We start from the raw sequence: 22,945 nt of genomic DNA on the forward strand, positions 1-22,945 counted from the left end.
TTCCGGCCGCGCGCAAGCGGCCGGAACGGCGCGGCGCGGTGAATCGTTGAGGCTCCCGTAAGAGGAGGCCGCACGAGGAGGTCCGCCGCCATGCCGTTCACCACGCCGACACAATATCTCGCGCTAGCGCTCGCCCTGATCGCGGGCTGGCTGCTCGGCCTCGCCAGCCATCCCGGCGGCCGCAAGTGGCGCGATCGCTACATCGCCGAGCGCGACGCCCATGCCGCCACCCGCAACGAGGCGGAAGCGCGCATCCGCGAGTTGGAGGCGGAGAACGCCCGGCTCGGCCGCGCCGCGCCCTTCACCGCCGCGACGATCGCGCCCAACGCGCATCGCGCCAACGAAGGCGATCATCCGCCGGACGTCGACCATATCGGAACGAACGGCTGACGCCTTTGGGCCAAGCTTCGGCCGCAATCGCTTGGCAAGGCCAAGGTCAAGCGATTAAGGCCGGGACATGAGCGACCGCGACACCATCCTCACCGCCATCAAGGCGCAGATCGAACCTTTCAACAAGAAGGGCGTCGCCGTCACCGACGCCACCACCTTCCAGGGCGACCTGGAGTGGGACAGCCTGACGGTGATGGATTTCGTCGCCGCGATCGAGGACGAGTTCGACATCATCATCACGATGAACATGCAGGCCGAAATCGAAACTGTCGGCCAGCTCGCCGACGCCGTCGCCAGGCTGAAGGCGTGAAATGAGCGACAGCGGCCTGCAATCCGATCTCCCGCCGGCGGCCACCCCGGCGCCGGCCGAACGCGACCTGTTCGACAAGTTCGCCCCCCTGATCGCCGAGCGCGAGGCGCTGCTGTCGAGCGGCCTGCGCGATCCGTTCGGCATCGTGATGGAGGAGGTGAAATCCCCCACCGTCGCGGTCATCAAGGGCAGGGAAACGATCCTGCTCGGTACCTATAATTACATGGGGATGACCTTCGACCCGGACGTGATCGCCGCCGGCAAGCAGGCGTTCGACAAGTTCGGCACCGGCACCAACGGCAGCCGCGCGCTCAACGGCACGTTCCACGACCATATGGAGGTGGAGCAGGCGCTGCGCGAATTCTACGGCATGTCGGGCGCGATCGTCTTCTCCACCGGCTATCAGGCCAATCTCGGCGTGATCTCCGCGATCGCGGGCAAGGGCGAATATATCATCCTCGACGCCGACAGCCACGCCTCGATCTACGATGGCTGCGCGATGGGCAATGCCGAGGTCGTCCGCTTCCGCCACAATTCGGTCGAGGACCTCGACAAGCGCCTCGGCCGGCTGCCGAAGGAGCCGGGCAAGCTCGTCGTGCTCGAAGGCGTCTATTCGATGCTCGGCGACGTCGCCCCGCTCAGGGAAATGGTGGCCGTCGCCAAAAAGCACGGCGCGATGGTGCTGGTGGACGAGGCGCATTCGATGGGCTTCTTCGGCCCCAACGGGCGCGGCGTCTATGAGGAGCAGGGGCTGGAGGATCAGGTCGATTTCGTGATCGGCACCTTCTCCAAGTCGGTCGGCACGGTCGGCGGCTTCTGCGTCTCGAACCATCCGAAGTTCGAGATCCTGCGCTTCGTCTGCCGCCCGTATATCTTCACCGCCAGCCTGCCGCCGGCGGTGATGGCGAGCGCGGCCGTCTCGATCCGCAAGCTGATGCACGCCCATAACAAGCGCGCGCATCTGTGGGAAAATACCAGGGCATTGCACGGCGGCCTCAAGGCGCTGGGTTTCCGCCTGCCGACCGATGAGCCGCAATCGGCGGTCGTCGCGGTGCTGCTCGACGATCAGGATCAGGCGGTGGCGATGTGGCATGCGCTGCTGGAGGCGGGGCTGTACGTCAACGTCGCGCGCCCGCCGGCTACACCCGCGGGCACCTTCCTGCTGCGCTGCTCGGTCTGCGCCGAGCATACGAGCGAACAGATCGCCCGCGTGATCGCGATGTTCGAGGCGGCGGGCCGCTCGACCGGCGCGATCGCCTGAGCAACCGGCACACGCTTTTCCCGCATCGCCCGGTCTGATACTATGTCGGTCGTGAGCGCGATCGACGGGGGAAAAACGCGAGAGCGGGCGATTTCGAAGCTCCGCACCATCGCGCTGGCGCTGATGGGCGTGCTCGGCGTCGCCGTGCTGTTCGCGCTGATCCTGACGCTCGGCGAGGCCAACCGCCAGCGCGACCGCGCGATCCAGCTCCAGTCGCACAGCTATGACATCATGGTGCTGGCGCGCACGCTGGACGGGACGATCGCGGAATCCGAAGCGTCGCTCGGCCGCTTCGTCATCTCCGGCGACAAGCAGCTCGGCCGCCTCTATTACGACAACTGGCAGCTCGCGGGGAAGCAGATCGACCGGCTGGCCGATCTCGCCCGCCAGAACGGCAGCCAGATCCCGCGCCTCGCGCAATTGCGGCTCGCCTATCAGCAGCGCGGCAAGGAATTGTCGCTGATCGCGCTCAGCACCAATTACGGCAAGAACAGCCAGGCGCTGTCGCTCTATTATCGCGCGCGCGAGGCGCCCTCGCTGACGGCGATCGACCGCATCCTCGAGGAGGTAATCCGCAGCGAGCGGAACCTGCTCGACCAGCGCACGCAGGAAACCCGCGTCGCGATCGCCCGCTCGACGCGGCTGGCGCGAATCCTCTCCGCCTTCGGCATCCTGATCCTGGTCGGCGCGATCACGCTGGGCGCGCTCACCGCGCGCGCGCTGACCGAGCGCGGCGTCGCCCGCGCCGAGGCCGCCGCCGAGCGCGAGCGCGCCGACCAGTTCGCCGCCGCCGTGACGGTCGCCACCGCCGAGCTGCGCCAGCAGGAAGCCCGGCTGCGGCAGGTGCAGAAGATGGAGGCGGTGGGCCAGCTCACCGGCGGCATCGCGCACGATTTCAACAATATGCTGGCGGTCGTGATCGGCGGGCTGGAGCTTGCCCAGCGCGGACTGGCGGGCACGACTTCGCGCAAGGAGATCGGCCGCCATGTCGACAGCGCGATGGAGGGGGCGAAGCGCGCCGCGGCGCTGACGGGCCGCCTGCTTTCCTTCACCCGCGAGGCCGCGATCAATCCCGTGGCGATGGGCGCGGCCGATCTGCTGCGCGGGATGTCCGACCTGCTCGACCGGACGCTGGGCGACGCCATCACCGTCGTCATCCGCGACGAGAGCGTCGGATGGCGGCTGCGCGCCGATCGCGTCCAGATCGAGAACAGCATCCTCAACCTGGCGGTCAACGCGCGCGACGCGATGGACGGGCGCGGCAGGCTGACCATAACCGCCGCCACGGCGACGCTGGCGGAGAACGAGCGCGAATGCGCCGCTGGCGATTATCTCACCATCGCGGTGACGGACACCGGCTGCGGCATGGCGCCGGAAGTCGCCGAGCGCGTGTTCGAGCCGTTCTTCACCACCAAGCCGGTGGGCAAGGGCACCGGACTGGGGTTGAGCCAGATCTTCGCCTTCGTCCGGCAGCAGGGTGGCGCGATCACGGTCGACACCGCGCCCGGCGAGGGCACGACGATCACGCTATATCTGCCGCGCGAGCATGAGGAGGCGGCCGCGCTTCCCGTTACGAGCGACGAAGAAACGTCCCACGCCTCCCCCGCCGCGCTCGACGTCCTGGTCGTGGAGGACGATCCGCGCGTGCTGGCCGCGACGAGCGGCGCGCTTCGTGAGCTGGGCCATCGCCCCATCCCCTGCAACGACCCGCTCGCCGCGCCGGCGATGCTCGCCACGCACGATGCGATCGGGCTGATCCTTTCCGACGTGCTGATGCCCACCCAGACGGGGCCGGAGATGATCGCCGCGCTCGATCGCCAGCATGCGCACATCCCGGTGCTGTTCGTCACCGGATTCGCCGGCGAGGCGAGCGACGGCGATGCGTTCAGCGGCCATCACGTCCTGCGCAAGCCGTTCACGCTCAACGCGCTCGATCGCGCGATCTCCGCCGCGACCGCCGCCGATCGCGCGGCTGCGCGCTCCGGCATCGCGGCGGAATGACGGGCGGAAACGCGCCGCGCGGATATTTCGGCTGACGCCCGGCTTTCCCCCGCCTATACCGCCCCGATCGACCAGCAGCGCCGAGTGACCGTTTCCCGCCCATGAAATCGATCGACCGCTACATGGCACGGCTGATCGCGCTGCCGCTGTTCTCGACTCTCGTGCTCGCGGCGATGCTGCTGGTGCTGGACCGCATGCTGCGCCTGTTCGACTTCGTCGCGACCGAGGGCGGCCCGGTTTCGGTGGTATGGCGGATGCTGGCGAACCTGCTGCCGGAATATCTTGGCCTCGGCATCCCGATCGGGTTGATGCTGGGTATCCTGCTCGCCTTCCGCCGCCTCGCCACCTCGTCGGAGCTGGACGTGATGCGCGGCGTGGGGATGAGTTACGGGCGACTGCTGCGCGTGCCCTATATGTATGCGATCGCGCTGGCGCTGCTGAACCTCGCGATCGTCGGCTATGTCCAGCCCAAGGCGCGCTACGCCTATGAGCAGCTCGGCTTCGAGCTGCGCACCGGCGCGCTGGGCGCCTCGATCAAGGTCGGCGAATTCACCCATCTCGGCGACCGCACCACGCTGCGCATCGAGCAGAGCCGCGACGACGGGCGCCAGCTTTCGGGCATCTTCGTGCATACCGAGACGCAGAAGGGCGACTGGGTGGGCGTGACGGCGCAGCGCGGCCAGTTCCTCGCGACCGACGACCCGGACGTCATCATCCTGCGCCTGACCAACGGCACCCTCGTCCACAATCGCAAGGATTTCAGCACCCCGCGCGTGCTGACCTTCAGCAGCCACGACCTGCCGATCAACCTGCCGAAGTTCGAGCGATTCCGCGTGCGCAGCGGCGAAAGCCTCGAGGCGACGCTGCCGGAGCTGGCGCGCACCGGCCGCACCGGACAGACCGTCGAGGAGCGCGACAGCAGCCGATCGGAATTCCATTTCCGCCTCGCGGAAGTCGCCTCGATGTTCCTCCTGCCGCTGCTCGCGGTGGCGCTGGGCGTGCCGCCGAAGCGCTCCACCTCGGCGCTCGGCGTGTTCCTGTCGATCGTGATCATCGTGACCTATCACAAGATCAACCAATATGCGGCCTCGGTGGGGCATCTCGGCCGGATCGACCCGTTCTTCGCGCTTTGGATACCGTTCCTCGTCTTCGCCGCGCTGGTGCTTTGGATGTACCGCACGATCGCCTTCGTCCCCGGCGGCCAGCCGATCGGCGCGCTGGAGCGCGTCGCGGGCAAGGCGTGGAAGGCGGTTGCCAGCCGCCTGCCGGGCCGCCGCAAGCGCGCGGAGACCACCGCATGACCTCCTTCTTCCCCTCGCGCACCGTCTCCCTCTACATGGGGCGGATGTTCCTGGTGCGGACGTTCGGCATCCTCGCCGGACTGGTGCTGGTGCTCCAGGCGCTCGACCTGCTGGGCGAATCCGGCAAGATTCTCGCCGCGCAGGGCAACGGCGACGCGCAGGTGTGGTATTACGTCACGCTGCGCGCGCCGCAGATCATCGCGCGCTTCCTGCCCTTCTCGGTGCTGCTCGGCACGATCCTCACGCTCATCACGATGAACCAGAACAGCGAGGTGATCGCGCTGAAGGGCGCGGGCATGTCCGCGCATCAGGTGCTGGCGCCGCTGATCGTCGCCAGCATGGGCGTCGCGGTGCTGAGCTTCGCCTTCAACGACCGCGTCGTGCCGCGCGCCACCGCCACGCTCAACCGCTGGCAGAAGGTCGACTACGGGCCGATGCCGGTCGATCGCGGCGACCGGACGAACGTGTGGGTGCGATCCGGCCCGGACCTGATCGAGGTCGATACGATCAACGGGCGCGGGAACGCGGCGGAACTGGGCGGCATCACCGTCTATGACCGGCAGGGCGGCGCGCTGCGCGCGATCATCACCGCGCCGCGCGGCCGCCGCGCCGGCGATGGCTGGGCGGTGGCCCCGGCGCAACGCTTCGACGTCGCGAGTGGCAAGATATCGCAGATCGGCGAGATGGTGATCGCGCGCGGCGTGACGCCGGACCAGTTCACCCTCGCCTCGGTCGATGCCGACGAGCTGTCGTTCGGCGCGCTCAGGGAAGCGATCGGCGACCTCAAGGCGGCGGGGCGGCCGACCAAGGCGCTCGAAGGCTCGCTGTGGCACAAATTGTCGGGGCCGCTCTCGTCGGTGCTGATGCCGCTGCTCGGCGCGGTGGCGGCGTTCGGCATCGCGCGCTCGGGCAAGCTGTTCGTCCGCGCCGTGATCGGCATGGCGCTGGGTTTCGCCTATTTCGTCGCGGACAATTTCGCGCTGGCGATGGGCAATCTCGGCGCCTACCCGCCGTTCCTGGCGGCGTGGGCGCCGTTCCTACTGTTCCTGTTCATCGGCGAGACGGTGCTGCTGCGCACCGAGGAGTGAGCTGCCTCAGCGCGGCAGCATCGTGCTCCGCGCGATCTTGCCGACCAGATACGGCAGGCTGCGGTAATTGGCGTCGTGATAGGGCGAGGATGCGTCCAGCGCCTTCGACAGCCGCCGGTGCGCCTCGCCCAGCGAGTGATAGGGCAGCCCCGGCAGCAGATGGTGCAAGGCGTGATAGCGTAGCCCGACCGGCGCCCACAGGCCCGGCAGCAGCCCCGGCGGCGGCACGTTGACCGAATCGAGATATTGCGCCGTGACGGTCATCGTCTCGCCCTCGTTCTCCCACAGGTGCGCCACGAGGGTGCGGACCTGGTTGAGCACCGCCACGCCCGAGGCGACCGCCACCATGATGCCGAACGCGCGCAGCGGCAGCACGCCCGTCGCCGCCAGCGCGACCAGCGCGATCGCCCAGACCATGCAGGCGGCTTCGATCCGGTTCCATTGCGCGCGGAACTCGCCCTCCGGCATCCGGCGGCGGAAGGCGGGGTTGATCGACAACGACGAGTAACGCGCCACCACCGCGCGGCGCAGCGGCGGGATGAGCAGCGAGAGCGGCGTCAGCACGGCGTAGCGGATGATCAGCCCCACCGGCGCCAGCGCCGCGACGATGATGAACACGGGCAAGGTCCACGGCTTCATCAACGCTAGCGGCAGATATTCCGGATCGTCGACCGTGCCGTAGCGGGTGCGCGCATGGTGCAGGTTGTGGACGCCCTCGTACATGAACGACGGCACCAGCATCGGCACGCCAATCACCAGATTATAGGCGAAGCGGAACCCCGGCAGCGCAGCGTGGCGCACATGGGTCAGTTCGTGGATGAACAGCAGCGCGCGATAGAGCGCCAGCACCGATACCACCCCCGCCGCGATCGTCACGGCGGTCGAATGCGACAGGATCGCCGCCGCCAGCGCGGCATAGCCGAGCACCGCCGATCCGAGGAAATCCGCCCAATAGATACCCGGACGCGGCGCATTGATATCGCGCGTCAGCTCGGCGGCGGCCTTCAGCATCTCGCGATCGTCGGCGATCGGCAGGCGCGCGGGCGCCGCGGACGCGCGGTCGAGGGTAATGGTCGTCATGGCGTGGTCCATTGGCCGAAGATAGTGGCGAGACGGTGGCGTTTACAGGCCGCCGGCGGCGCGATGATGACGGAAAGGTCACTCGCCATGATCGCCCCGTGCGATTATTGCGCCTGTCCCATGGCATCACCGATCACCATCCGCCCCGTCCTGACGAAGCGCGACCGCAAGACCTTCGTCGACCTTCCCTTCCGCCTCTATCGCGACGATCCGAACTGGGTGCCGCCGCTGAAGGGCGAGGCTCTGGGCCTCATCACGCCGGAGAAGAACGGCTGGTACAGCCATGCGAAGGCGCAGCTTTTCCTCGCCGAGCAGGACGGCCGGGTGGCCGGGCGCATCTCCGCGCATATCGACACGCTGGCGCTGGAAATGCCACCCGAGCGCGGCTTCGGCCCCGGCACCGGCTTCTGGGGGCTGATGGACGCGGAGAACGAGGAGCAATTCGCCGCGCTGATCGCGGCGGCGGAAGGCTGGCTGCGCGATCAGGGCATGACGCGGGCGATCGGCCCCGTCTCGCAATCGGTGTGGGAGGAGCCGGGGCTGCTGATCGAGGGTTTCGATCATCCGCCGACGGTGATGATGGGTCATGCCAGGCCCGAATATCGCGGCTGGGTGGAGCGCGCGGGCTACCTCCCGGCGAAGCAGCTCTTCACCTATGACCTGCCGATCTCGGACGGCTTTCCGCCGATCGTCAACCGCATCGTCGCGTCCGGCGAGAAGAACCCGCGCATCCGCATCCGGCACGTCGACAAGTCGAGGTTCCAGCAGGAGGCCGCGATCATCCTGGGCATCCTCAACGATGCCTGGTCCGACAACTGGGGCTTCATCCCGCTGACCCAGCCGGAGATCGACGATATCGGCGTGAAGCTGAAGCCGATCGTATTCAACGACCTGATCCGCATCGCCGAGCTGGACGGCCGGCCGGTCGCCTTCATGATAACGCTGCCGGACCTCAACGAGGCGATCAAGCCGCTCAATGGCAACCTGCTGCCGTTCGGCTGGGCGAAGCTGTTGCTGTGGTTGCGGCGGCCGAAGGTGCGGACGATGCGCGTGCCGCTGATGGGCGTGCTGAAGGAGCTTCAGGCGTCGCGGCTGGCGAGCCAGCTCGCCTTCATGATGATCGAGTTCATCCGCCGCGACGCGGTGGGGCGTTATGGCGCAAGCCGCGCAGAGATCGGCTGGGTGCTCGACGACAATCAGGGCATGAATTCGATCGCCAGCGCGATCGATAGCAAAGTCAACAAGGTCTATCAGATCTACGCGCGCGATCTGTAGCGGCAAGTCGGACGGCTCGCGACATGAGGGAGGGTCGCGAGCCGTCCGTGCCCGCCGTCACTTCTTGGCGAGCGGGTCCACACCCATCTTCTGCCACTCGGCGCGGGTATGGCATTCCTTCGTGGGGATGCGCGAGCCGGTGACCGTATCGACCCAGCAGATACGCTGCGTGGGCGATGGCGTGTCGGTCGGCGCGGGGACGGGCGCGGGCGGCGGGAGCGTGCGCGCCGCGGCGGGGACGGCGATCGCGGCGGTGAAGGCGATGGTCGCGGCGGCAATCAGGGAACGGGTGTTCATGGCTTTCCTCCTCCGAAAATTTCGCAGCCTGGGGAGCGCTGCGACCATCGAAGTGCATTAGTCGTGCCAAACACTTGAATCTTTTATTTTCAAATACTTATGAAAACATCACCCTGAAAGACGCACCGGAGATTGGTGAAAATCACGCCTTGTCGGCGCATTACGCCAACCCTCGCAGTGATAAGCGCCATCCTGCAATCCGGCGCGCGCGCTAACTGAATCGTGGCCGAGCGTTCGCCTTTATCCGTTGGAAAATGCATCCCGCTGGGCCAAACCGCGCCGACGCCATAACGACAGGAAACCCATCCGATGTACGCCTCCTCCCCGCTCGCCTCGCACCGCGCGTGGCTGACCGATGCGATCCGACGGATCGAGGCCGATTTCAATCGCTCGGCGGACACACACCTGATCCGCGTCGACCTGCCGCGCCACCCCGGCATCACGCTGTATCTGAAGGATGAAAGCTCGCATCCCACCGGCAGCCTGAAGCACCGCCTCGCCCGCTCGCTGTTCCTCTATGCGCTGTGCAACGAATGGATCGGCCCGGATACGTGCGTGATCGAGGCGTCGTCAGGCTCGACGGCGGTGAGCGAGGCGTATTTCGCGCGGATGCTGGGGCTGCGCTTCATCGCCGTGGTGCCGGCGACCACCGCCGCGCCGAAGCTCGACGCGATCCGCTTTCAGGGCGGCGAGATCCATACTGTCGACGATCCGCGCACCGTCTATGACGTGGCGCAGCGGCTCGCGGCGGAGACGCGCGGCCATTACCTCGACCAGTTCACCTATGCCGAGCGCGCGACGGACTGGCGCGGCAACAACAATATCGCCGAGAGCATTTTCTCCCAGATGGCGCGCGAGGAGCGGCCGATCCCTGACTGGATCGTGTGTGGCGCGGGCACCGGCGGCACCTCCGCGACGATCGGGCGCTTCATCCGCTACCAGCGCCACGCGACGCGGCTGCTGGTCGCCGATCCGCTCCATTCGGTGTTCCATCGCCATTACGCCGACCGCAGCGTCGACGCGCTGCCGGAGGGCTGCGCCTCGTGCATCGAGGGAATCGGCCGCCCGCGCGTCGAGCCGAGCTTCATCCCCGGCGTGATCGACCGGATGGTGGCGGTGGACGACGCCCAGAGCATCGGCGCGATGCGCGCGCTTTCGGCGCGGCTTGGCCGGCGCGTCGGCGGCTCGACCGGTACGAACCTCTGGGCCTGCGCGCAATTGGTGGAGGAGATGGCGGCGGCGGGCGAGCGCGGCAGCATCGTCACGTTGCTGTGCGACGGCGGCGACCGCTACGGCTGCACCTATTACGACGATGCGTGGCTCGCCGAACGCCGGATCGACTGGCGGAGTGCGGCTGAACGCGTCGCGGCGCTGTGGGATTGATTGTTCCGGCGCGGACGTTCGGCCCGGATGGCATGGAGGCTTCCGCATCCACGCCGGGCGCGCCGCATAGCGGCACCGTCCGCGAACGCAAGATGCCTGAGCTTTCCGACGTCGCGCTGTTCGTCGTCGCCGTGCTCGCGGTGTGGCTGACACGCCGCGCGCTCAGGCGACGGATGCGAAAAGGGCCGCCGGACGGTTGACCGCGCGCGCCACACGCGGCACCGCTGCCGGCATGGCCGACGATACGCTCGATCGCCTCGAGGCGACGATCCGCGCGCGCAAGGACGCGGCGGCGATGAAATCCTATACCGCCAGCCTGTTCTTCCAGGGACGCAGGCGCATCGCGCAGAAGCTGGGCGAGGAAGCGGTGGAAACCGTGATCGCCGCCTGCTCCGGCGACGACGCCAAGATCGTCCCCGAGGCAGCGGACCTGATCTTCCACCTGCTCGTCCTGCTCGCCGACGCGGACCTGACGCTGGACGACGTGCGCCGCGAACTGGAGCGTCGCGAGGGCCAGTCCGGCCATGACGAGAAAGCCGGCCGGCCGCTTTCCTTCCGCCCCGAATAGGAGTCGCATCATGGCCGTCGACGCCACCCAGCCCTATGACGATCAGAACATCTTCGCGAAGATCCTGCACGGCGAGATCCGGTCGCGAAAGGTGTTCGAGGACGAACATACATTGGTGTTCCACGACATCGCGCCATGGGCGCCGACGCACCTGCTGGTAATCCCGAAGGGCGCCTATGTGAGCTGGGACGATTTTTCCGAAAAGGCGTCCGACGCGGAAATCGCCAGCTTCGTCCGCGTCACCGGCAAGGTCGCGCGCGAGGCCGGGCTGGTCGAAAGCGGCTATCGCCTGATCGCCAACACCGGGCTGGATTCCCATGCCGAGGTGCCGCACCTCCACGTCCATATCCTCGCCGGACGGCAACTCGGGCCGATGCTGGTGCGGAACGACAGCCGCCGCTGATCCATCCTCCCCTCAACCCGCCCCGTTCGGGCTAGGCGAGCCGCGCATTCGCCGCTAGGTTCCGGCGCTTAACGTATTCGGGCCGTCCGGGGGCGGCCGAGGGAGGATTATGGCAACCAGACCCGCAGAAGGTCTTCTCGCGCGGATGACGCTCCGCAAGACGGTGGAGCAGGTTCAGCGCGAGACGCAGGCCAGCGAGCTGAAACGAACGCTCAGCGCGGCCAATCTCGTTTTTCTCGGCATTGGTTGCATCATCGGCGCGGGCATCTTCGTGCGCACCGGCAACGCGGCGGCGCTCCATGCCGGGCCGGCGGTGCTGATCTCGTTCGTCGTCGCCGGCGTGATCTGCGGGCTTGCGGGCCTGTGCTATGCCGAGCTTTCCTCGACCCTGCCCGTATCGGGGTCGGCCTATACCTATTCATATACCACGATCGGCGAGTTCGCCGCCTGGGTGATGGGCGCGCTGCTGCTGCTCGAATACGGGCTGGCGGCATCGGTCGTCGCGGTCGGCTGGTCGGGCTATGTCGTGTCGCTACTGCGCGATTACGGCATCATCATACCCGTGGAGCTTACCGGGCCGAGCGGCCATGCGATCATGCAGAACGGCGCGGCGGTGCTCGGTGCCAACGGCGCGCCGCTGACCTACCTGTTCAACCTCCCCGCCTTCATGATCTGCGTGCTGCTCGGCGCGCTGCTGGTCGTCGGCGTGAGCGAGAGCGCGAAGGTCAACAACGCGATCGTAGTGGTCAAGATGGGCGTCATCATCGCGTTCATCCTGATCGTCGGCTGGTTCGTGATCCAGAATTTCGGCACGCTGAAGGCCAATTGGGAGCCGTTCATCCCGCCGCCCTCCGGCGCGAAGGGCGAGTTCGGCTGGGGTGGCATCATGCGCGCGGCCTCGATCGTGTTCTTCGCCTATATCGGCTTCGAGGCGGTCTCCACCGCCGGGCAGGAAGCGAAGAACCCGGCGCGCGACATGCCGATCGGCATCATCGGCAGCCTCGTCGTCTGCACCGTCATCTACATGCTGGTGTCGGTGACGATGACGCTGATCGTGAACTACAAATTGCTCAACGTGCCCGATCCGGTCGCGGTGGCGGTGGACGCGCTCGGCCCGCAATGGGGCTGGTTCGCGAAGATCGTCAAGATCGGCGCGATCGTTGGCCTCACCTCGGTCGTGCTGGTGCTGATGTACGGCCAGACGCGCATCTTCTACACGATGGCACGCGACGGGCTGCTGCCGCGCGTGTTCGCCAACGTGCATCCGCGCTTCAAGACGCCGTGGGTCAACACGATCCTCGTCGCGGCGATCGTCGCGGCGGCGGCGGGCTTCTTCGACATCAACACGCTGGGAGACATGACTTCGGTCGGCACGCTGGCGGCGTTCGGCATCGTCTGCCTCACGGTGGTGTGGCTGCGCCGCACGCACCCGAATCTGCCGCGTGGCTTCAAGGTACCGCTCTATCCGGTGCTGCCGATCCTCGGCATCCTGTTCTGCTTCGGCCTGATCTTCTCGATCGAGACGCGGGTGCTGATGTTCTTCCTGTGGTATTCGATCGGCGCGATCGTGCTGTATTTCGTCTATGGGATGCACAACTCGCGGCTCTACAAGGGACTCGACGAGATCGAGGGCAAGGACATGGGCGAATATGTCGCGCCCGTGGGCGAGCAGCCCTGATCGATCGCCTCCGCCCGTTCACCCCCTTCGCAACGAGGGGGCGGACGGGCTAGAGGGCGGCTATGACCGCTCTCCCCTCCGACGATCCCGCAGCCGCCGCCGAGCTTGAACGGCTCGCGCGCGAGATCGCGCACCACAACCGCCGCTATCACACCGAGGACGCGCCGGAGATTTCCGACGCCGATTACGACGCGCTCGTCCGCTGCAACAACGCGATCGAGGCGGCCTTCCCGCACCTGATCCGCGCCGATTCGCCCTCGCGCCTCGTCGGCGCGGCGCCCGCCTCGCATCTCGCCAAGGTGCGCCACGCGAAGCCGATGACCAGCCTCGACAACGCTTTCTCCGACGAGGAGGTGAAGGAGTTCGTCGCGCGCGTCCGCCGCTTCCTGCGGCTCAGCGACGAGACGCCGGTCACGCTCACCGCCGAGCCGAAGATCGACGGCCTCTCCTGCTCGCTCCGCTACGAGGACCGCCGCCTCGTCCAGGCGCTGACGCGCGGCGACGGCACGACCGGCGAGGACGTCACAGCCAATGTCGCGACGATCGCGGATATCCCGCAAAGCCTGCCCGCCGGCGCACCGGACGTGTTCGAGGTGCGCGGCGAGGTCTATATGGCGAAGGCCGATTTCACCGCGCTCAACGCCCGGCTCGCGGCCGAGGCGGCGGAGACCGGCAAGGAGGCGCGCCAGTTCGCCAACCCGCGCAACGCCGCCGCCGGCTCGCTGCGCCAGAAGGACGCCGCCGTCACCGCCAGCCGCCCGCTGCGCTTCCTCGCGCACGGCTGGGGCGAGGTGTCCGCGCTGCCCGGCGATACGCAGCTCGCGGTGATGGAGGCGATCCGCGGCTGGGGTTTCCCGGTCGCCGACGATCTCGCCCGCGTCGCGGACGCCGCCGCCGCGCTGGCGCGCTATCGCGCGATCGAGGCGGAGCGCGCCGACCTGCCGTTCGACATCGACGGCGTGGTCTACAAGATCGACCGGCTCGACTGGCAGGAGCGGCTCGGCTTCGTCGCGCGCGCGCCGCGCTGGGCAATCGCGCACAAATTCCCCGCCGAGCGCGCGCAGACCACGCTCGAAGCCATCGACATCCAGGTCGGCCGCACCGGCAAGCTCACCCCCGTCGCCCGCCTCAAGCCCGTGACGGTGGGCGGCGTGGTCGTCTCCAATGCGACGCTGCACAATGCCGACGAGATCGCCCGGCTCGACGCGCATCCAGGCGACCGCGTGGTCGTCCAGCGCGCCGGCGACGTGATCCCGCAGATCGTCGAGAACCTGTCGCGCCAGGAGGGCCGCGCGCCATGGCCCTTCCCCACCCATTGCCCCGAATGCCATTCCGAGGCGGTGCGCGAGCCGGGCGAGGTCGACTGGCGCTGTTCGGGCGGCCTCGTCTGCCCGGCGCAGCAGGTCGAGCGGCTGCGGCATTTCGCCTCGCGCCACGCGCTCGATATCGAGGGGCTGGGCATCACCAATGTCGAGAGCTTCTTCGCCGACGGCCTGATCGCGCGGCCCGCCGATATCTTCCGGCTGACCGGGGAGCAGTTGCTCGCCCGCGAGCGCTGGGCGGAGGTGTCGGCGCGCAACCTGATCGCGGCGATCGATGCCAGGCGCAACCCGCCGCTCGACCGGCTGCTGTTCGCGCTCGGCATCCGCCATATCGGCGAGGTGACGGCGCGCGATCTCGCCCGCCGCTGGCAAAGCTGGGCGGCGTTCCGCGCGATGGTGCAAACGGGAATCGAGAAACGCGATTCGATGCTCCAGGCGATCGGCGAGAGCGATGACAAGTTGCTCCAGCGCACCGCCAAGGAACTCGCCGCGATCGCCGATACCAAGCAGGTCGGGCCGGAGGTGGCGCTCGCGCTGATCGACTTCTTCGCCGAGGAGCAGAATGACGAGGCGGTTCGCGACCTCCTGACGCAGGTGACGCCGGCCGACGTGACCCACGAAACCCGCGCCTCGGAGGTGTCGGGCAAGACGGTGGTGTTCACCGGCACGCTGGAGACGATGAGCCGCGACGAGGCCAAGGCGCAGGCCGAATCGCTCGGCGCGCGCGTCGCCGGCTCGGTCTCCGCCAAGACCGACCTCGTCGTCGCCGGCCCCGGCGCGGGATCGAAGGCGAAAAAGGCCGCCGACCTCGGCATCCGCGTGGTGGACGAGGCCGGCTGGCAGGCGATCGTCGCCGCAGCGGGCTGATTTCGCGACGAAAGTGTCGCTTTTTTGCAACGCCTCATGAGTCGAGTCTGAAGCGGGGACGAAATCGACTCGCGGCTGTCATCGTAGCTTAATAATGCGAAGGCACGGGCTCGGCGGACGGTCAGGGAACCGCCGGGAACCTGAGCAGAAGCTCGCAAGGGGAACAGGAACGATGCGTACTAGCCTATTTCTGGGCGTGGCTGCGGCTGCGCTCATCGCGCCGGTTGCAGCCACGGCGCAGGAAACCACTTCGTCGATTCGCGGCTCGGTGACGTCGGGCGGCGCCCCGGTCGCCGGCGCGACCGTGACGATCGTGAACGTGCCGACCGGCACCACCAGCACCACCGTCACCGACGGCAACGGCGGCTTCATCGCCAACGGCCTGCGCCCCGGCGGCCCCTACACCGTCTCCGTAACCGCGACCGGCTTCGCCAAGACGCAGATCACCGACGTCAACACCACGGTCGCGCAGGTCTATGAGCTGCCGATCGAGCTGCAGACCGAAGGCTCCGCGCAGGACGTCGTCGTCACCGCCTCGCGCCTGCCGAACGCCCGCACTGTATCGCAGGGCCCGGCCACCGTGCTGACCGCGGCGGACATCGCCAACGTCCCCACCATCAACCGCGACATCCGCGATCTCGAGCGCCGCGATCCGTTCGCCCGTCTCGACGACAGCCCCACTGGCGGCCGCGCCGTCTCGTTCGCGGGACAGAATGCGCGTTACAACCGCTTCTCGGTGGACGGCGTGCCGATCACCGACAATTTCGGCCTCAACACCGACGGTTTGCCCAGCCGCCGTTCGCCGATCCCGATCGACGCGATCGGCCAGTTCCAGGCGAAGGTCGCGCCCTATGACGTGCGCGAGGGCAATTTCCAGGGCGGCGCGATCAACATCGTGCTGAAGTCCGGCACCAATTCGTTCCACGGCACCGGCTTCTATTCCTATATGGGCGACGGGCTGGTCGGCAAGGACACGAAGCCGGGACCAGGTATCCCGAGCGGCCACACCAGCGTTCCCGATTTCAAGATCCAGAACTTCGGTGCCGAGCTTTCCGGCCCGATCATCAAGGATAAATTGTTCTTCATGGTCGCCGGCGAGCGGCTGCGCGGCGGCCGCCCGATCGCGGAAGGCCCGATCGACAATAATGTCGGCACCGCCATTCCGAACCTGACGCAGGCGCAGGTCGATCAGGTGTCGCAGATCGCCAAGACCGTGTACGGCTACAACACCGGCACCGTGCTGCACGATCTGGGAGACAAGGACGACCGCATCGTGGCGCGCATCGATGCCAACCTGTCGGATCGCCAGCGTCTGTCGTTGACCTACACCTACGCCAATGACGCGATCAACCTGCTCAACAACACCTATTCGTCGATCACCACCGGCAGCCCCGGCCTCGGCCTGGCGTCGAACGCCTATATCCAGGGCAACCGCCTGCACACCGGCGTGGTGCAGTGGAACGCCGACTGGTCGGACAATTTCTCGACCGAGGCGCGCGGTTATTACAAAAACTACACCCGTATCCAGCAGCCGCTGATGGGCAAGGGCTTCGCACAGTTCCGCGTCTGCACCAATCCGACCAACAGCATCGTCAGCGCAATCAACGCCACCGTCTCGCCGACAGGCTGCGAACGCACCAGCGCCGATGAGGTTGGCACCGACGCGGTCGTTTCGTTCGGCCCGGACAACTCGCGCCAGACCAACGAACTGCGCACCACCACCTGGGGCGGCTTGCTGCAGGCGCGCCTGACGATAGACAATCACGACGTTCGCCTCTTCACCGAGGTCGCGGCGGTGAGCGTATTCAACGCCTTCCTTCAGAACAGTGCCGGAAATTATTATTTCGACTCGATTGAGGATTTCCAGAACCAGCGCGCCAGTTCGATCACCTATGCCAACGCGATCCCGTCGCTGAACCCGGACGACGCGGCCGCCAACTTCCATTACCAGAGCTATACCTTTGGCCTGATGGATCAGTGGCGCATTTCCGACACGTTCAACGTCAGCTTCGGCGCGCGCTACGACCTTTTCGCGCAGCATGACCGGCCGGCGCTCAGCCAGGCCTACGTCAATCGCTACATCGGCGGCGCCTATGTCAACGGCCGGACCATCCTGGTTGGGCCGAACTCGGTCAACATTGGCGGTCTCGGCCTGTTCCAGCCGCGCTTCGGCTTCGATTGGAAGCCCGCGCCGCGCCTGAGCTTCCGTGGCGGCGGCGGCATCTTCGGCGGCGGCGCGCCGGACGTGTACGTGTCGAACAGCTTCTCGAACACGGGCGTACTGACCAACTCGATCTCGATCAGCCGCACGGCTACCGGCTACACCGGCACGCCGGTCGACCCGACGGACGCCAACGCGATTCTGACGAACGTGACGGGCAAGAGCATCCCGTCGCTCGCCAATCAGGTGCTGACCAACGCCACGGTGAACACGCTTGCGCCGATCAATGCCATCGACCGCAACTTCAAGACGCCGTCGCAATGGCGCGCCACGCTGACGGGCGAGTATAACGCCAACCTTGGCCCGCTTGGCGACAACTGGCTGTTCGGCGCCGACCTGCTCTACTCGAAGGTCCGCAACCAGGTGTTCTTCACCGACATCCGCTCGACCCCGGTGACGAACCCGGCCAATGCGCTGACGCCGGACGGCCGCATCCGCTATCAGAACGTGGCTCTCGACTCCAAGACCGGCCTACCATCAAGCGACACCAACACCGATATCCTGATGACCAATACGGACAAGGGCCGGTCGTGGGTCGCGGTCGCGCGCGTCGACAAGTCGTGGGATATGGGGCTGAGCATCTACGGCAGCTACACGTTCCAGAACATCAAGGATCAGTCGCCCGCGACCTCCTCGACCGCCGGCTCGAACTATTCGAACGGCGCGTTCGTCGATCCGAACAACGTGGCCTACGGCACGTCGAACGACGAGGTGCGCCACATGTTCAAATATGGCGTGACGTTCGATCACGCCTTCTTCGGCGACAACAAGACCTCGATCGCGCTGTTCGGGGAGACCCGTATCGGCCGCCCGTTCAGCTATACGTTCCAGGACTTCGGCTCCGGCCGCTCGGCGGTGTTCGGCGTCACCGGGCGCAGCACGGCCACCAGCACGGCAGGCCAACGCTATCTGATGTACGTGCCGTTGGTGAACGATCCGCTCGTTTCGTACAGCTCGACCGATTACCAGAACAAGCTGAACGCGTTCATCGACGCCTCGGGCCTTGGCAAGTACCGTGGCAAGGTCGCGCCACGTAACGGCTTCAACTCGCCGTGGTTCACCCGCATCGACCTGCACGTCGCGCAGGAGCTGCCGACCGGCCTGTTCGGTTCCAAGGTGCAGGTGTTCGCCGACATCGAAAACTTCACCAACTTCCTCAACAAGAAGTGGGGGCAGCTCCGCGAATATGTCTTCCCGTATAACGCGGCGGTTACCCAGGTGCAGTGCTTGACGGCACCGGCCGGTCAGCCGGGCAGCGCCGTGGCGACCAGCACCGGGCAGCCTTGCGCACAGTATAAATACTCGCCGCTGGGCGGCACCAACGACTTCGTGAAGCCGACGGATCAGATCTACGTGAACCAGTCGCTCTACACGATCCGCATCGGCGCGCGCTTCAGCTTCTGAGCGCCCGCCTTTCGGCAAACCCTTACGGGCCGTCGCTCCCTTCGCGGGAGCGGCGGCCCGCTTGTTTTTGCACCGTTGCGCCGGGGCGTGTAAGGCGGCGGCGATGGCGACCTCGTTCACGGCCCCCAACACCAGCCCGACACCTGCGGCGGACGCTCCTCCGCCGCTGCCCTTTCCGGCGACGCCGATCCGCGCGCCCACGATGTTCGCCCGCCCGTTCTTCGAGGACAAGGCGCGCGCCTTCTGGTTCCTCCAGGCGGCGGGCTGGTCCGGCTATCTGATCCTGCGCACCGTATCGAGCATCTCGAACGGCTTCACGCTGCAAGGCATCACCACCAACATCATCGAGACGATCGTCGGCTATTGCATCACGCTGCTGCTCTCGACGCTCTACGGCTATTACCGCAGCTTCCCGCGCATCGCCGGGATCATGCTGACGCTGCTGACGCTCGGCGCGGCGACGTTCCTCTACGCGCTGCTCGACACTTTCTCGTTCAGCTTCATCAAGTTCGCCGCGCCCGGCATCGACGTGAAGCTGCTGATCGGCGCGCTGTTCCTCAATTTCACCGTGCTGGCGGGCTGGTCGGCGCTCTATTTCGGGATCAACTTCTACCTTATCATCGAGGAACAGATCGACCAGATGCAGCATCTGGAGACGCAGGCTTCCTCCGCGCAGCTCGCGATGCTACGCTATCAGCTCAATCCGCATTTCCTGTTCAACACGCTGAACTCGATCTCGACATTGGTGCTGCTGAAGCAGACGGAGCGCGCCAATGCGATGCTCTCCCGCCTCGCCTCCTTCCTGCGCTACACGCTGATCAACGAGCCGACCGCGCACGTCACGATGGCGCAGGAGATAGAGACGCTGAAGCTCTATCTGGAGATCGAGAAGATGCGTTTCGAGGAACGGCTGCGCCCGCAATTCGATATCGATCCGGCGGTGGAGAAGGCGCACCTGCCGTCGCTGCTGCTCCAGCCGCTGGTCGAGAATGCGATCAAATATGCTGTCACGCCGCAGGAGGAAGGGGCCGAAATCCACATCAGCGCGCGGCTCGCCGGGGATCGCGTGCAGATCGGCGTATCTGACACCGGACCGGGCTTGCAGGGAACGAAAAACCGGCCGAGTCTTTCAACCGGCGTCGGCATCGCCAATATCAGGGAGCGCCTGGCGCAGGCCTACGGGGCGGATCATCGTTTCGAGATCCAGGCCATGCCGGCGGGCGGGTTCGGGGTCGAGATAGAGATCCCGTTCCAGCTCGAGTGAGTCAACAGGGGTGTGGAGTAAATGAAGCCGTCGCGCTGGACGGATGAATTGGGCGCGGCGGATGTATTGGAGAATACCCAGGCAATGACCATCCGCACCATTCTGGTCGACGATGAACCGTTGGCGATACAGGGCCTCGAACTGCGGCTCCAGACCCATGAGGATGTCGAGATCATCGCCAAGTGCCAGAACGGGCGCGAGGCGATCAGCGCGATCAAGACGCATAAGCCCGATCTAGTGTTCCTCGATATCCAGATGCCCGGCTTCGACGGTTTCTCCGTCGTGCAGGGGCTGATGGAAGTGGAACCGCCGCTGTTCGTGTTCGTGACCGCATATTCGGACCACGCGCTGCGCGCCTTCGAGGCGCAGGCGGTCGATTATCTGATGAAGCCGGTCGAGGAAGCGCGCCTCGCCGATACGCTGGACCGCGTGCGCCAGCGCCTCGCGGAGCGCAAGGGCGCCGAGGAGACCGAGAAGCTCAAGGAGGCGCTGGCCGAGCACGCGCCGGAAGCGGCGGCGGAAATGGCCGGCGGCGACGGCGACCATGTCAACGCCAACCGCTTCGAGAAGCTCATCAACATCAAGGATCGCGGCCAGATCTTCCGCGTCGATGTCGACACGATCGAGCTGATCGAGGCGGCGGGCGATTACATGGTCATCAAGACCGGCGACAATTCGCTCGTCCTGCGCGAGACGATGAAGGACCTGGAAAAGCGCCTGGACCCGCGCCGCTTCCAGCGCGTCCATCGCTCGACGATCGTCAACCTCGATCTCGTCAAGCAGGTGAAGCCGCACACCAACGGCGAATGCTTCCTGGTGCTCGATTCGGGCGCGCAGGTGAAGGTCAGCCGCTCCTATCGCGACGTTGTGGCGCGGTTCGTCCACTGACGCGCGCCGGGCCGGAGAGAGCCGCGCCGCCTCGCTGGCGGCGCGCGCTCCGCTCTGCTAGGCGCGCGCCATGCTTACCCTCAATGCCATCACCGTCCGCCTCGGCGGGCGCGCGATCCTCGACGGCGCGAGCGCCTCGCTGCCGCCGGGGAGCCGCGTCGGGCTGATCGGCCGCAACGGCGCCGGCAAGTCGACGCTGGTGAAGGCGATCGCCGGGATGATCGAGCCGGATGCCGGCGCGATCGAGATGCCGCGCGGCGCGCGCATCGGCTATATCGCGCAGGAGGCCCCGGCCGGCGAGACGACGCCGTTCGAGGCGGTGCTCGCGGCGGACGTCGAGCGCGCGCACCTGATGGCGGAGGCCGAGACCGCCACCGATCCGCACCGGATCAGCGACATCCACGAGCGGCTGATCGCGATCGACGCCCACGCCGCCCCTGCCCGCGCGGCGCGCATCCTTGTCGGCCTCGGCTTCGACGAGGAGGCGCAGCAGCGCCCGCTCGACAGCTTTTCCGGCGGCTGGCGGATGCGCGTGGCGCTGGCCGCATTGCTGTTCTCCCAGCCCGACCTGCTGCTGCTCGACGAGCCGTCGAACCACCTCGATCTGGAGGCGGTGATGTGGCTGGAGGATTTCCTCAAATCCTATCGCGCGACGATCGTGGTGGTCAGCCACGAGCGTGATTTCCTCAACAATGTGGTCGATCACATCCTGCACCTGCAAGGCGGCAAGACCACGCTATATGCCGGCGGCTATGATTCCTTCGAGCGCCAGCGCGCCGAGCGGATGGCGCAGCTCGCCGCCGCGCGTGCCAACCAGGATGCCCAGCGCGCGAAATTGCAGGATTATATCGCCCGCAACTCCGCCCGCGCCTCCACCGCCAAGCAGGCGCAGAGCCGCGCGAAGATGCTCGCGAGGCTCCAGCCGATCGCCGAGCTGGCGGACGATCCCAGCCTGTCGTTCGACTTCCCCGATCCCGATCCGCTGCGCCCGCCGCTCATCACGCTCGATCATGCGGCGGTCGGCTATGGCGAGACGCCGGTGCTCAGGCGTCTCAACCTGCGGCTCGACCCGGACGACCGCATCGCGCTGCTCGGCCGCAACGGCAACGGCAAGACCACCCTCGCCCGCCTGATCGCCGCCCAGCTCGCGCCGATGGAGGGGGATATGGCCGCCTCCAACCGGATGAAGGTAGGCTATTTCACGCAATATCAGGTCGAGGAGTTGGACGCCGACGACACACCGCTCGCGCATATGACGCGCGTGATGCGCGGCGCGACCCCGGCGGCGGTGCGCGCGCAGCTCGGCCGCTTCGGCTTCTCCGGCGATCGCGCGACCGGGCAGGTCGGCAAGATGTCCGGCGGGGAGAAGGCGCGGCTCGCGCTGGCGCTCATCACCCGCGACGCGCCGCACCTCCTCATCCTCGACGAGCCAACCAACCACCTCGACGTCGATGCGCGCGAGGCGCTGGTGCAGGCGCTGGCGGGCTACAAGGGCGCGGTGCTGATCGTCAGCCACGACCGGCATATGGTGGAGCTTACCGCCGACCGGCTGGTGCTGGTCGACGGCGGCACGGCGCACGAGTTCGACGGCAGCCTCGACGATTATGTCGCGCTGGTGCTGGCGAAGGAGCCGAAGGCCGAAGGCGCGAAGGCCAACCGCAAGGACGAGCGCCGCGCCGCCGCCGAACGGCGCGAGGCGGCGAAGGAATGGCGCAAGACCGCGCGCGAGGCGGAGACGGAGCTGGCGAAGCTCACCGCCCAGCGCTCCGCGATCGATCACGCGATGTTCGATCCCGCCGCCGCGGATCAGGCGCTCGCCAGGCTGACGATGACCGAGCTGATGAAGCGCCGCGCCGACCTGACCGACCGCATCGAGGCGGCCGAGGCGCGCTGGCTGGAAGCGAGCGAGGCGCTGGAGGAAGCGTAACACGCTGCAACATTGCC

The 22,945-nt window shown here is 67.0% G+C and carries 19 protein-coding genes; 17 read left to right on the plus strand and 2 right to left on the minus strand.

The features are described from left to right. The first annotated feature begins 90 nt into the window (after positions 1-90). The 6 genes from F9288_RS18940 (at position 91) to lptG (ending at position 6,351) form a co-directional block, all read left to right on the plus strand. The gene (locus tag F9288_RS18940; RefSeq protein WP_174838214.1) at positions 91-390 is read left to right on the plus strand and encodes a hypothetical protein; all 300 of its coding nucleotides are present in this window, start codon (positions 91-93) and stop codon (positions 388-390) included. Positions 391-457: 67 nt separating this feature from the next. Then, positions 458-700, plus strand: coding sequence for an acyl carrier protein (locus F9288_RS18945; protein ID WP_174838215.1), 243 nt, complete (start codon positions 458-460; stop codon positions 698-700). Position 701: 1 nt separating this feature from the next. Then, positions 702-1,961 (plus strand): aminotransferase class I/II-fold pyridoxal phosphate-dependent enzyme, encoded by a 1,260-nt coding sequence (locus F9288_RS18950; protein WP_174838216.1) that lies wholly within the window; start codon positions 702-704, stop codon positions 1,959-1,961. Positions 1,962-2,012: 51 nt separating this feature from the next. After that, positions 2,013-3,962, plus strand: coding sequence for an ATP-binding protein (locus F9288_RS18955; protein WP_254620965.1), 1,950 nt, complete (start codon positions 2,013-2,015; stop codon positions 3,960-3,962). 101 nt (positions 3,963-4,063) lie between these two features. After that, a complete protein-coding gene (gene lptF / locus F9288_RS18960) occupies positions 4,064-5,263 on the plus strand; it encodes an LPS export ABC transporter permease LptF (RefSeq protein WP_174838218.1) in 1,200 nt (399 codons plus the stop codon). Further along, the gene (gene lptG, locus F9288_RS18965) at positions 5,260-6,351 is read left to right on the plus strand and encodes an LPS export ABC transporter permease LptG (RefSeq protein WP_174838219.1); all 1,092 of its coding nucleotides are present in this window, start codon (positions 5,260-5,262) and stop codon (positions 6,349-6,351) included. The genes lptF and lptG overlap by 4 nt, the downstream gene beginning before the upstream one ends. Before the next feature lie 6 nt (positions 6,352-6,357). On the opposite strand, the gene F9288_RS18970 is transcribed toward lptG, so the two are convergent. Then, entirely contained in the window at positions 6,358-7,431 is a 1,074-nt protein-coding gene (locus F9288_RS18970; RefSeq protein WP_254620966.1) for a fatty acid desaturase, read from the minus strand. 120 nt (positions 7,432-7,551) lie between these two features. Here F9288_RS18970 and F9288_RS18975 point away from each other — a divergent pair, with 120 nt between their 5' ends. Then, a complete protein-coding gene (locus tag F9288_RS18975) occupies positions 7,552-8,706 on the plus strand; it encodes an N-acetyltransferase (RefSeq protein ID WP_174838221.1) in 1,155 nt (384 codons plus the stop codon). Positions 8,707-8,763: 57 nt separating this feature from the next. Here the strand turns inward: F9288_RS18975 and F9288_RS18980 are convergent, their stop codons facing one another. Then, entirely contained in the window at positions 8,764-9,003 is a 240-nt protein-coding gene (locus tag F9288_RS18980) for a hypothetical protein (protein ID WP_174838222.1), read from the minus strand. Positions 9,004-9,312: 309 nt separating this feature from the next. On the opposite strand from F9288_RS18980, the gene F9288_RS18985 reads away from it, so the two are divergent. From F9288_RS18985 to F9288_RS19030, 10 genes are all read left to right on the plus strand, one after another. Beyond that, positions 9,313-10,386: a PLP-dependent cysteine synthase family protein gene (locus F9288_RS18985; RefSeq protein ID WP_174838223.1), complete on the plus strand. Its 1,074-nt coding sequence runs from the start codon at positions 9,313-9,315 to the stop codon at positions 10,384-10,386. After that, positions 10,377-10,586 carry a hypothetical protein gene (locus F9288_RS18990; RefSeq protein ID WP_217482675.1) on the plus strand — a complete coding sequence of 70 codons (210 nt, stop codon included), beginning with the start codon at positions 10,377-10,379 and terminating at the stop codon, positions 10,584-10,586. Before F9288_RS18985 ends, F9288_RS18990 begins: the two co-directional genes overlap by 10 nt. Positions 10,587-10,618: 32 nt before the next feature. Further along, positions 10,619-10,954 carry a phosphoribosyl-ATP diphosphatase gene (locus F9288_RS18995; RefSeq protein WP_174839192.1) on the plus strand — a complete coding sequence of 112 codons (336 nt, stop codon included), beginning with the start codon at positions 10,619-10,621 and terminating at the stop codon, positions 10,952-10,954. Positions 10,955-10,964: 10 nt separating this feature from the next. After that, positions 10,965-11,357 carry an HIT domain-containing protein gene (locus F9288_RS19000; RefSeq protein ID WP_174838225.1) on the plus strand — a complete coding sequence of 131 codons (393 nt, stop codon included), beginning with the start codon at positions 10,965-10,967 and terminating at the stop codon, positions 11,355-11,357. Between the two features lie 109 nt (positions 11,358-11,466). Beyond that, the gene (locus tag F9288_RS19005) at positions 11,467-13,035 is read left to right on the plus strand and encodes an amino acid permease (RefSeq protein WP_254620967.1); all 1,569 of its coding nucleotides are present in this window, start codon (positions 11,467-11,469) and stop codon (positions 13,033-13,035) included. A gap of 62 nt (positions 13,036-13,097) precedes the next feature. Beyond that, entirely contained in the window at positions 13,098-15,224 is a 2,127-nt protein-coding gene (gene ligA / locus F9288_RS19010) for an NAD-dependent DNA ligase LigA (protein ID WP_174838226.1), read from the plus strand. A 172-nt stretch (positions 15,225-15,396) separates the two neighbouring features. Beyond that, complete coding sequence (locus F9288_RS19015; RefSeq protein WP_174838227.1) at positions 15,397-18,849, plus strand: TonB-dependent receptor; 3,453 nt, start codon at positions 15,397-15,399, stop codon at positions 18,847-18,849. A gap of 202 nt (positions 18,850-19,051) precedes the next feature. After that, complete coding sequence (locus F9288_RS19020; RefSeq protein WP_174839194.1) at positions 19,052-20,113, plus strand: sensor histidine kinase; 1,062 nt, start codon at positions 19,052-19,054, stop codon at positions 20,111-20,113. Positions 20,114-20,197: 84 nt separating this feature from the next. Continuing rightward, positions 20,198-21,001 carry a LytTR family DNA-binding domain-containing protein gene (locus F9288_RS19025; RefSeq protein ID WP_174838228.1) on the plus strand — a complete coding sequence of 268 codons (804 nt, stop codon included), beginning with the start codon at positions 20,198-20,200 and terminating at the stop codon, positions 20,999-21,001. Positions 21,002-21,071: 70 nt separating this feature from the next. Further along, on the plus strand, positions 21,072-22,928 hold the full coding sequence (locus F9288_RS19030) for an ABC-F family ATP-binding cassette domain-containing protein (RefSeq protein ID WP_174838229.1): 1,857 nt from the start codon (positions 21,072-21,074) through the stop codon (positions 22,926-22,928). The last annotated feature ends 17 nt before the right edge of the window (positions 22,929-22,945 follow it).

This window comes from Sphingomonas sp. CL5.1 (assembly GCF_013344685.1).
GTDB lineage: Bacteria > Pseudomonadota > Alphaproteobacteria > Sphingomonadales > Sphingomonadaceae > Sphingomonas.

Coding starts and splice junctions, on each gene's coding strand:
- F9288_RS19025 (WP_174838228.1), top strand. CDS start 20,198: ATGACCATCCGCACCATTCTGGTCGACGATGAACCGTTGGCGATACAG.
- F9288_RS18985 (WP_174838223.1), top strand. CDS start 9,313: ATGTACGCCTCCTCCCCGCTCGCCTCGCACCGCGCGTGGCTGACCGAT.
- F9288_RS18995 (WP_174839192.1), top strand. CDS start 10,619: ATGGCCGACGATACGCTCGATCGCCTCGAGGCGACGATCCGCGCGCGC.
- ligA (WP_174838226.1), top strand. CDS start 13,098: ATGACCGCTCTCCCCTCCGACGATCCCGCAGCCGCCGCCGAGCTTGAA.
- F9288_RS19020 (WP_174839194.1), top strand. CDS start 19,052: ATGTTCGCCCGCCCGTTCTTCGAGGACAAGGCGCGCGCCTTCTGGTTC.
- F9288_RS18980 (WP_174838222.1), bottom strand. CDS start 9,003: ATGAACACCCGTTCCCTGATTGCCGCCGCGACCATCGCCTTCACCGCC.
- F9288_RS19015 (WP_174838227.1), top strand. CDS start 15,397: ATGCGTACTAGCCTATTTCTGGGCGTGGCTGCGGCTGCGCTCATCGCG.
- lptF (WP_174838218.1), top strand. CDS start 4,064: ATGAAATCGATCGACCGCTACATGGCACGGCTGATCGCGCTGCCGCTG.
- F9288_RS18950 (WP_174838216.1), top strand. CDS start 702: ATGAGCGACAGCGGCCTGCAATCCGATCTCCCGCCGGCGGCCACCCCG.
- F9288_RS18945 (WP_174838215.1), top strand. CDS start 458: ATGAGCGACCGCGACACCATCCTCACCGCCATCAAGGCGCAGATCGAA.
- F9288_RS19000 (WP_174838225.1), top strand. CDS start 10,965: ATGGCCGTCGACGCCACCCAGCCCTATGACGATCAGAACATCTTCGCG.
- lptG (WP_174838219.1), top strand. CDS start 5,260: ATGACCTCCTTCTTCCCCTCGCGCACCGTCTCCCTCTACATGGGGCGG.
- F9288_RS19030 (WP_174838229.1), top strand. CDS start 21,072: ATGCTTACCCTCAATGCCATCACCGTCCGCCTCGGCGGGCGCGCGATC.
- F9288_RS18975 (WP_174838221.1), top strand. CDS start 7,552: ATGGCATCACCGATCACCATCCGCCCCGTCCTGACGAAGCGCGACCGC.
- F9288_RS18940 (WP_174838214.1), top strand. CDS start 91: ATGCCGTTCACCACGCCGACACAATATCTCGCGCTAGCGCTCGCCCTG.
- F9288_RS18970 (WP_254620966.1), bottom strand. CDS start 7,431: ATGACGACCATTACCCTCGACCGCGCGTCCGCGGCGCCCGCGCGCCTG.
- F9288_RS19005 (WP_254620967.1), top strand. CDS start 11,467: ATGGCAACCAGACCCGCAGAAGGTCTTCTCGCGCGGATGACGCTCCGC.